Source organism: Escherichia sp. 93.0816, from assembly GCF_013368855.2.
Lineage (GTDB): Bacteria > Pseudomonadota > Gammaproteobacteria > Enterobacterales > Enterobacteriaceae > Escherichia > Escherichia ruysiae.
In genome coordinates this window covers 1-9,965 of the sequence record NZ_JABWNC020000040.1, presented here as the reverse complement: position 1 = coordinate 9,965, position 9,965 = coordinate 1, and the positions used below count along the sequence as shown (strand labels likewise).

General features: G+C 45.1%; 7 protein-coding genes, 3 tRNA genes and 1 pseudogene. 5 read left to right on the top strand and 6 right to left on the bottom strand.

The features are described from left to right. A pseudogene (yeeO, locus tag HEM79_RS21740) lies at positions 1-804 on the top strand (toxic metabolite efflux MATE transporter YeeO); the annotation flags it as partial. A 100-nt stretch (positions 805-904) separates the two neighbouring features. Further along, positions 905-980, top strand: a tRNA-Asn gene (locus HEM79_RS21735). A gap of 84 nt (positions 981-1,064) precedes the next feature. On the opposite strand, the gene amn is transcribed toward HEM79_RS21735, so the two are convergent. The 3 genes from amn to HEM79_RS21720 form a co-directional block, all read right to left on the bottom strand. After that, positions 1,065-2,519, bottom strand: coding sequence for an AMP nucleosidase (gene amn / locus HEM79_RS21730; RefSeq protein ID WP_001060211.1), 1,455 nt, complete (start codon positions 2,517-2,519; stop codon positions 1,065-1,067). A 101-nt stretch (positions 2,520-2,620) separates the two neighbouring features. Beyond that, positions 2,621-3,937, bottom strand: a complete 1,317-nt coding sequence (gene shiA, locus HEM79_RS21725) for a shikimate transporter (RefSeq protein ID WP_021550951.1) — start codon at positions 3,935-3,937, stop codon at positions 2,621-2,623. 342 nt (positions 3,938-4,279) lie between these two features. Next, a tRNA-Ser gene (locus HEM79_RS21720) sits at positions 4,280-4,369 on the bottom strand. A gap of 93 nt (positions 4,370-4,462) precedes the next feature. Here HEM79_RS21720 and mtfA point away from each other — a divergent pair. Together mtfA and HEM79_RS21710 are read left to right on the top strand one after the other, a co-directional pair. Next, positions 4,463-5,260, top strand: coding sequence for a DgsA anti-repressor MtfA (mtfA, locus tag HEM79_RS21715; RefSeq protein ID WP_024165184.1), 798 nt, complete (start codon positions 4,463-4,465; stop codon positions 5,258-5,260). Positions 5,261-5,360: 100 nt separating this feature from the next. Beyond that, positions 5,361-5,436 (top strand) — tRNA-Asn (locus HEM79_RS21710). Between the two features lie 95 nt (positions 5,437-5,531). Here the strand turns inward: HEM79_RS21710 and HEM79_RS21705 are convergent. Further along, positions 5,532-6,590, bottom strand: coding sequence for a glycosyltransferase family 9 protein (locus tag HEM79_RS21705; protein ID WP_176241551.1), 1,059 nt, complete (start codon positions 6,588-6,590; stop codon positions 5,532-5,534). 298 nt (positions 6,591-6,888) lie between these two features. Beyond that, positions 6,889-7,740: a glyoxalase III HchA gene (hchA, locus tag HEM79_RS21700; protein WP_000218187.1), complete on the bottom strand. Its 852-nt coding sequence runs from the start codon at positions 7,738-7,740 to the stop codon at positions 6,889-6,891. A 572-nt stretch (positions 7,741-8,312) separates the two neighbouring features. Between hchA and HEM79_RS21695 the strand changes: the two genes are divergently transcribed. Next, positions 8,313-8,717: a universal stress protein gene (locus HEM79_RS21695; protein WP_105286918.1), complete on the top strand. Its 405-nt coding sequence runs from the start codon at positions 8,313-8,315 to the stop codon at positions 8,715-8,717. Between the two features lie 86 nt (positions 8,718-8,803). Here HEM79_RS21695 and HEM79_RS21690 read toward each other — a convergent pair whose 3' ends face one another. Continuing rightward, positions 8,804-9,877 carry a porin gene (locus tag HEM79_RS21690; protein WP_105282919.1) on the bottom strand — a complete coding sequence of 358 codons (1,074 nt, stop codon included), beginning with the start codon at positions 9,875-9,877 and terminating at the stop codon, positions 8,804-8,806. Between the last annotated feature and the right edge of the window lie 88 nt (positions 9,878-9,965).

Below are 9,965 nucleotides of genomic sequence, written 5' to 3'. Positions count from 1 at the left end.
GGATTAACTATTTCCCGTTATATTGGCGCAATTGCAATTTTGTGGGTACTGGCGATTGGCTTTAATCCTGCGCTACGAATCTCGTTAAAGAGCTATTTTAAGCCATTGAATTTCAGCATTATCTGGGAAGTTATGGGAATTGGTATTCCAGCGAGTGTTGAATCAGTATTATTTACCAGTGGCCGGTTATTAACACAAATGTTTGTTGCCGGTATGGGAACCAGCGTTATTGCCGGGAATTTTATCGCTTTTTCGATCGCGGCTCTTATCAATTTACCTGGGAGTGCGCTCGGTTCTGCTTCTACGATAATTACTGGTCGAAGGCTGGGAGTAGGGCAGATAGCGCAAGCAGAAATACAGTTGAGGCATGTTTTCTGGTTGTCCACCCTTGGGTTAACAGCGATAGCCTGGTTAACGGCTCCTTTTGCCGGGGTTATGGCGTCGTTTTATACCCAGGATCCCCAGGTTAAACACGTGGTTGTGATTCTTATTTGGCTAAACGCGTTGTTTATGCCTATTTGGTCCGCCTCATGGGTATTACCTGCGGGTTTTAAAGGTGCTCGTGATGCCCGCTATGCCATGTGGGTTTCTATGTTGAGCATGTGGGGATGCCGAGTGGTAGTAGGTTATGCGCTGGGAATTATGCTTGGCTGGGGCGTGGTTGGCGTTTGGATGGGGATGTTTGCCGATTGGGCCGTGCGTGCTGTGTTGTTTTACTGGCGGATGGTGACCGGGCGCTGGCTATGGAAATATCCTCGCACTGAACATGAAAAGTGTGAAAAAAAGCCAGCCGTGTCGGAATAAACGACAAAACGCAGAATATTTCAGCAAACGATTTCAAAATTAAAAAACAGGCTTTGACAATGCGGATGGGCATCGTTAATATTCGCCCCGTTCTCACGATTCCTCTGTAGTTCAGTCGGTAGAACGGCGGACTGTTAATCCGTATGTCACTGGTTCGAGTCCAGTCAGAGGAGCCAAATTTTGAAAAGCCCGCTTTGATAGCGGGCTTTTTGCTTTTAAAATCCTTCACATCTTTTCCTGACGCAAAGGATCTGAGCTCATTATCGGAACGGTGGCTCATTAAAGGTTCGTAGTTTACGGGAATGCAGTCGATCGCCTTCAGCGCGCAGTAAATCAATTGCCCGGATACCAATCTGTAGGTGTTCGGAAATTGCACCTTCATAAAAACGGTTAGCCTGGCCGGGAAGTTTAATCTCACCATGCAATGGTTTATCTGAAACACACAGTAGCGTCCCGTATGGCACGCGGAAACGGTATCCTTGTGCTGCAATGGTTGCACTTTCCATGTCAATCGCTACGGCCCGACTTAAGTTAAAACGAAGCGCAGAAGCCGAGTAACGCAATTCCCAGTTCCTGTCATCAGTAGTTACTACAGTGCCAGTACGTAGCCGCTGTTTAACTTCCTCACCCGGCCTGCCACTGACCAATTTGGTGGCGTCATAAAGCGCGCGTTGCACTTCAGCAATGCTGGGAATAGGGATATCGGGCGGCAAAACTGCATCAAGAACGTGGTCATCACGCAAATAAGCATGTGCAAGTACATAATCACCAATGGACTGGCTTTCACGTAATCCACCGCAGTGACCAATCATCAGCCAGACATCCGGGCGTAGCACCGCCAGATGATCGCAGATGGTTTTAGCATTTGACGGACCCACGCCAATATTCACCAGAGTAATACCCTGGCCATCGGCAGTGATTAAATGCCATGCTGGCATCTGGTGTTTTTTCCATGCAAGGTCAGAAATCGCTTCTTCAGGGGCTTCTGTTTCGGCGGTGATCCATATCCCTCCAGCACAGGAAAGAGCAATGTAGGGACTATCAGGATCGAGGATCTGGCTGCACCCCCAACGAACGAATTCATCCACATAACGAGTGTAGTTGGTAAACAAAACGAATGGCTGAAAATGTTCGACGGGCGTGCCGGTATAATGGCGTAACCGCGCGAGGGAAAAATCGACCCGGCGCGCATCAAAATGCGATAGCGGAGAAAATTCCGTTGGATGATAAATGCCGTCTGCAGTTTCATCGCCAATTTGCGCCAGTTCTGTTGTCGGGAAGTAACGTGTTAACCCGGCGCTCATCGATCGATCAAGTGTCAGTTCAGAGCCATCAATGACATAGGGATAGGGGATTTCATGCTGCGAGGGTTGCACGGAGATGTGCGCACCATAATCTTGATACAGCAACGTTAGTTGTTCATTGAGATACGAACGAAAGAGAGCAGGGCGGGTAATAGTGGTGGTATAGCTGCCAGCGTGAGTAAAACGTCCAAATGCGCGTGTTTTGGGAGGATTTGTGGCGCAGCCGTCCCAGGTCACGGTCAATGATGGATAGACAAAAAGACCTTGCTTGCGGGCGTTTTCATCAGGCAATTCGCCACTTTTAATATATTTTCCAATGGCATTGCGTAAAGCGACTACAGATTGCTCATACAGCGCGTCAAGTTTATCCAGTGCCTGAGCTGGGGTCAGACCGGAGCCCTTATTATTCATGTGTGTCTCCTGTTCCATACAATTACCGCACTTCCGATAGTATGTCACAGGAATGTGAAACAAAAGTGTAAGGCGAAGATCGAATGATCTTCGCCAGACCATCAGATGCGTTGATTGTCTTTCATCAACAAAGCGGTCATTGCGGAAATCAGGCATCCAGCCAGCAAATAAATGGCGACGCTATGCCAGTCCCCGGAAAAATAAGTAATGAGGGCGGCGGCAATAAAAGGGGTAAACCCACCACCAACCACACTGGCAACTTGATATCCGACCCCAGCGCCGCTGTAGCGATAACTGGCACCAAACATCTCTGTGAACATCGGTTGTTGCACACAAACCACCATGTCATGCGCAATATTCGCCAACATAATGGAGAAGAAGACTATCCAGAAAATGGATTGAGCCTCGAGCGCCATGAAGAAAGGAAACGCGCTTAAGGTTCCGATAACTGCGCCAGTGATATAAACCCTGCGGCGACCAAAACGATCGGCAAGCCAGGCAAAACAGGGAATTGTCAGGCAGCTTAACCCTCCCACAAGCAAACCAATATTCAGGAATAATTCGCGTGGCAGCCCCATATTCTGGGTTGAGTAGTTAAGCGCAAAGGCGGTAACGATATACATCGTCAGCAACTCGCACAGTCGCAGCGCAATAATCTTCAGAAAAGCCCCTGGATGTAGTAACAGTGCCTGGATAACAGGGATTCGCTTTTTCACTGCCGCTTGATTATGTTGCTGTTGCTCAAATTCAGCGGATTCCTCCATGCCATTACGCACCCACAATGCCCCCAGCACCAGTACGGTGCTAAACAGGAAAGGAATGCGCCAGCCCCAGCTCAAAAACTGCTCGTCAGTCGTCATCATACTAATCAGAGAAACCAGTCCAGTTGAAAGCAGTAACCCTACACCGTAGCCAACTTGTACACCGCTACTGTAAAAGGCTTTTTTATTTTTCGGCGCGCTTTCAACGGACAGCAATGCTGCGCCTCCCCATTCGCCGCCGACGGCAAATCCCTGAATAGCACGTAGCGTCACCAGTAAAATCGGTGCCCACCAGCCAATAGTCGAGAATGAAGGAAGAATACCAATCAATGCTGTTGCGATCCCCATCATCCAGACAGTCAGCATCAACATGCGTTTACGCCCCAGGCGGTCACCAAAATGGCCGAAAATGACACCTCCAAGCGGACGGAAAAGGAATCCGACACCAAAAGTGGCAAACGCTGCGAGGGTTCCCATTGCCGGACTCACTTGCGGGAAAAACTCTCGATTAAATACCAGTGCGGCAGTAATGCCATAGAGTAAAAAATCGTACCAGTCGACGACGGCACCGGCAAAACTGCCTAGCGCAGCTCGTCGGGCGCGACTTAACGAAAGCGTTCCTTCATCGGGACGCGTGGAGATGAGCGTGGAGTCCATAGTGTTCCTGTCTGTACTGTCTTTTTATAATTAGTATGGAAAAAGGTAACTCACATTGCCGTCGATCTATAAACGAACCTTATGAGACTACCGCGACAGAGAGCATCTGCAAATATTTTTATACCCGAAAATGAGCATGGAGGACGGATAGGGGCTACTGTAATGTGCTGGAAACGAAGAAAATTGTGGATTCAGGTGCGTATTAGAAATCAAAAGACAGAAAAATGTGATCGCTAAGGTAGCACTGGCTACTTGCTGGCGTTATTTTCGCAGATGAATTTTTCGAATTTTCTCAATGAGATTTGTGTCACTGACACGGGATGGGCTAATTGCTTGAATGATTGGCGGAGAGAGGGGGATTTGAACCCCCGGTAGAGTTGCCCCTACTCCGGTTTTCGAGACCGGTCCGTTCAGCCGCTCCGGCATCTCTCCGTTCAGATTGTTGCAATGATGCCAGGAAATTTGGCATTTTAACAGTCCCTGTCCGTGCAATTTTGTTCAAGTGACGAGTTTGCGAGCAAAACGATGATTAAGTGGCCCTGGAAAGTACAAGAAACCGTTCATGATGATGCAATTCCGTGGAAGGAGGCTCTGTCGATACCTCTTTTGACAAGCTTGACTGAGCAGGAGCAAAACAAATTAGTCACTCTTGCTGGACGTTTTTTGCAACAAAAACGGTTGGTTCCTTTACAAGGAGTTGAACTTGACGCTTTGAAAAGCGGTCGTATCGCCTTGCTGTTTTGTTTACCTGTTATGGAGTTGGGGCTGGAATGGCTGGATGGTTTCCATGAAGTGTTAATTTACCCAGCGCCATTTGTGGTAGATGATGAATGGGAAGACGATATAGGACTGGTACATAATCAACGCATCGTTCAGTCAGGTCAAAGCTGGCAGCAAGGCCCCATCGTACTGAATTGGCTCGATATACAGGATTCTTTCGATGCCTCTGGGTTTAATCTGATTATCCACGAAGTTGCACATAAACTGGACACCCGGAACGGCGATCGCGCCAGTGGTGTCCCCTTTATTCCTTTACGTGAAGTCGCGGGCTGGGAACACGATCTTCACGCTGCGATGAATAACATTCAGGACGAAATTGAATTAGTGGGCGAAAATGCCTCCAGCATTGATGCTTATGCCGCCAGTGACCCTGCAGAATGTTTTGCCGTGCTTTCCGAATACTTTTTTAGTGCCCCGGAGCTTTTTGCTCCTCGTTTCCCCTCGCTGTGGCAACGTTTCTGCCAATTTTATCAGCAGGAACCGCTGCAAAGACTGCGAAATGCGAATGAACGAGGCACATATTCAGCACCAGATGTTCATTAAATATCAATTTTGTTGCTTAATTAACCGATTGAAATAACGTGTGAATTTTAGTGTTGACACTCGCAGTGCCACTCAGTAATATTCGCCTCGTTCTCACGATTCCTCTGTAGTTCAGTCGGTAGAACGGCGGACTGTTAATCCGTATGTCACTGGTTCGAGTCCAGTCAGAGGAGCCAAATTTTGAAAAGCCTGCTTTCGAGCAGGCTTTTTGCTTTTCAATGTGAGCCATAACCGGGCTCGTATCTAACCTCCCTTAAATCTGATAACTACATCAGGGCTGAATTTTTGCGATAATTCTTTTTATCGTATTTCTGAACTCATCCAGATTGATGTGATCAATATTTTTCCCTACCACAATCGTTTCTGAAATATCTGCCATAGCAGGCCAGCGTGTTTTATAATCAGCATATATTGCGATGACAGGAACATTATAAGCACTTGTCATATGTAAAACAGAAGTATCAGGTGTTATTGCGAGAAAAGCATCTTTTATGACGGCGGCAGAACGTGGTATTGAAGGTGACAATGATAAATGATAGACATTGTCAAAACACTGCGTTAGTTCTATTGCTTTTTCAGTACCATTCGGGCCATGAACAATGACAATTGGCATATTTATTTCATTTTTAATTATAGCTATTAGTTTTTGAGCTATTGAGCCTGAAAAAGTTCGCTCCTGAATACTACCATCAAGATTAAGAGCAATATATGCACCCAATGAGGTAAGCTCATCACGTACCTCGTTTATTACCTCTTTGTTGATCGGCAGTTCAAATAAGGGGCGGACAGGTGGAAAACCAGCTTCTCGCATCATGAATGCCCATGTCATTGGTACTGGCGCCCGAAGAGACTGGTCCATTTTCGACGCCGATTTACATAAGGAGGAATAACATTTCATTGTTAAACCCACCGCTTGTAAATTGGTTTTGGCTTTTAAATGACTTATGAACAGCATTGTCTTCAGGTTTTTCTTGCGCATAGCTTCAATGCAGAGATCCGGTGTACCGTATTGCTCTCTTATACTTTGCGCCAGACTTTTTATTTCGCTAAAGCTGGCATGATCCTGCATTGTCATACTGACTAATGTTAATTTAGTCTCCTTAAGACAAAGCGAATCAAAAACGGCTTTATTAATTGTAGATGTGACAATTAATAAATGTTTTATTTTATGTGATTCCAGCGATCTAATTATGGGGTAAATAGCCATTGCATCACCAATTTGGTCGGGGATGTGAATGACCACAAATTCAGTATTTGCAATATTGATATTTGCACATGAATAATCATAATAACTGAATGCAATGCGTCTAAAAATTGACACTAACGACATTTCCAACCTCGCTTCCCTACTGGTTAAAACGTGATGGAGTTTATCAGAGATAGTCGTTTTCTAAAATCGCTAAATAGCGAGATAATACATAATTTATTTCTATTATTTGTTTTTGATTATTCAATTAAATTATATTTGTATCGCAAAAATACTTGTATTGTATAGCTTCAATGCACATTTCAATCTGAAGTCGATGCTAAGTGAAGGTAAGAGAAGAGATAAAACGTCAGCAATCAGAGTGATCATCTAAGTGGGGGAAATACCCCCACTTTTTTACTATACCGTAAGTGATGTCCGATTAACCCTGGTACGCAGCCAGCATTTCCTGTGCTGCGAGTTTACCCAGCGCATTCGCTGCAAAAGGACTGTCTCCGGTGAGGAGTTTACGATCCTTATGTACCCGGCCGGTAATATCATCATTGATGATATTCATTCCCATTTTTTTCAGTTCTTCACCAAAGTACCAGGTCAGATGACCAGGCATATAGCCAATATCTGGCGTTTGTTTATCTGCGGCGTCAGGGAACGCACAAATGGAATAACCGTTCAGCGGGTTATCGCCATGGCGAAGCGCCAGAAACGCAGCCGGACCATGGCAGAGGGAGATAACAAAACGGTCATTTTCAACTGCCCATTTTAAAGCGGTTGCAACTTCTTTGCTTTCCGGTAAGCCAATAAGAGCGCCATGACCGCCGGGAACAAAAATTGCTGCGTACTCGCTGTCTGCGTTCAAGCTGGCGACAACATCTGCTAATTTCTTCGGATTGCGGAACAAAGATTTATGTTGCTCAAAGAATGGCATCACTTTTTCATCTTTGTGCGGCATAGCCCAGTATTCAAACTTCGTCATCAGGCCGGAAATGGTCGCAACTTCAAACTCGAAACCTGCTGCATACAGGTGATACAGCGGCAGCAACGTTTCAATCGGATGGTTGCCCGTTGAGAACAGTTTACCGTTATCGGTCGGCAAATAGCGTTCGTCAGCGGCGATCACCAGAATTTTGTGCTTGCCGCTATACGGTTTTGGATAGTCCACACCATCAAGGTCAGATACCGGACTGGTATATTGGCTAAGCGAAAATTCTGAAGGGAAGAACGCATTATCTTCAGCAATATCGATCTGCGGATTCTTACTTGTTTGAACAGTCATAGTGTATTCCTTATTGTTACTTAGGTAGGTTAGTCACTATATTCGCGACTGAGCTGGGTGCTATATTTAACCAGGAGCGTAAAATGAGTCAATATACCGAAAGCGGTAGGGGAGGATGTTAAATACGGTTGGGTAAACACACTGCTATTATCGAATAGTGACCTCACCGATTCCACCTTATTTGCAATAAAAAACTCAAAGTGTAGCAATGTATTTTAGTCCATTTTTCAGAAAAGATGAGATTGCATACCCTCGTCATAGTGGGGGATTGCAAGATTCGTCGATGAGATTTTTAGCAAAAAAATAATGATGAAACTACCCTGTAAGGCCGTTAGTCGCGAAAAAATGATGATCCAGATTAAGGTTTAACTGATGACAGATATGATTAATTACATGTCATCAGATGTGCTAATTACAGGTGCTGCCTGGAGCTGCTCTGCCAGGAGCGGCTAAGGCGAAGCTGATTTAATGTGCCCAATGATGCTGTATTTATGGCGTAAGTATAAAATTTAACAGATAAATTAATAATAATGTAAATTCTTTTTATATTCAGATGTTTTCAGGGATTTTCTATGTACCGAAATATTGTTATTCCGGTGAATGTCTTTTCCCGGGATGATAGAGAGCAAGCGTTTTGTCATGCGCAATTTTTCGCCAACGTTTCATCAGGGCATGTTCATTTGCTTGGCTTTATACCGGAGTATGTAAGGATACTGGAGCGGGGATATGTTTCTGACATGCATCGTCTGGAATATGTGCTACGTGACCAGGCTTTGCGCCGTTTAGCTACACTGGCAGAACAGTTGGTTTTGCCTGAAGGGTTTATCCATACCTATGTTTATTTTGGTACTCTTCCGGAAGGAGTGAAAGAGCTGGCTGAACAGCAACTGGAAGATGTTATTGTGCTGGGAGCTACTCAGGAATTGGGTTTTGTCGATATGCTACGGCAGTTTAGCGTGCCGCTGTTGCTGATTTAATGACGATAAAAAAGCCTGAGTTCGATGAGGGACGAACTCAGGCGGGTATTAGGTTTTATAGTAACACGCCGAGGCGCGTTGGCTGATTAGAACTGGTAAACGATACCAACTGCAAACTGGTCATCAGTTGCTGCGCCAGTAATTGCCGCGTCATCTTTATCCAGCATATTGAATTTGTACGCTGTATAAACGTTCATATTCTTATTAAAGAAGTACCAGGTGCCTACTTCGATGTAGTTCACGCGGTCAGCGTCAACACCTTTATGTCCATCACGAGCATAAAGATCTTTGCCTTTGGAATAGACATAGCCTAAGGACGGACGTAAACCGAAGTCGAATTGATACTGAACAACAGCTTCAAAGTTCTGGGTTTTATTTGCAAAAAGATCATTAGCCAGTACGGTCATGTTGCGTGTTTCACCGTACATCATTGCAGCATAGATATTATTTGCATCATACTTCGCTGCTAATGACCACACTTCTGCGTTATCACCGTAACCGTCGCCAGCTTGCTCATTAGTACGGTCAGATTTGCTATATGCGCCTACAAAACCAAAACCTTCGATGTTGTAGTCTACAGACAACGCATAGCCATCACCGTTTTGTTTTGTAACGCTACGGTTGCTGTTCTTCCCTTGATACTGAACTGCAAAATTCAGACCATCGACCAGACCAAAGAAATCGGAGTTACGATAGGTTGCAACACCGTTGGTACGACCGTTCATAAAGTTATCAGCGGAAGCCCAGGAATCACCACCCCATTCAACTAACATATCGGTATAAGCTGCAGCGTCGTAGGCGACACCGTAGTTACGACCATAGTCGAAAGAGCCGAGTTCGTTATATTTCAAACCTGCGAAGGTTAAACGGGTTTTTTCCTGGTTAGAACCTTCAGGTTTGCTGGCGTCGAGGTTGTATTCAAACTGACCAAAACCAGTCAGTTCGCTGGTGATTTGAGTTTCACCTTTAACACCGAAACGAGCATAGGAAGTATCTTCGTTTTCGCTGTTATTATCATCAGTGTTCGACCAGATGCGCTCGCCGACCATCTTGCCGTAGAAATCAACTTTATTGCCATTTTTATTATAAATTTCAGCCGCATTTGCTGCGCCAGCAACTAATAACGCCGGGACCAGCATTGCCAGAACTTTTCTTTTCATTATGTATTCCCTTGTGATTATAATCTTCATGAATATAACAATAAGTGCCGTTATCCAAAAAAAAGCACATTTGGATACTATTCTATGA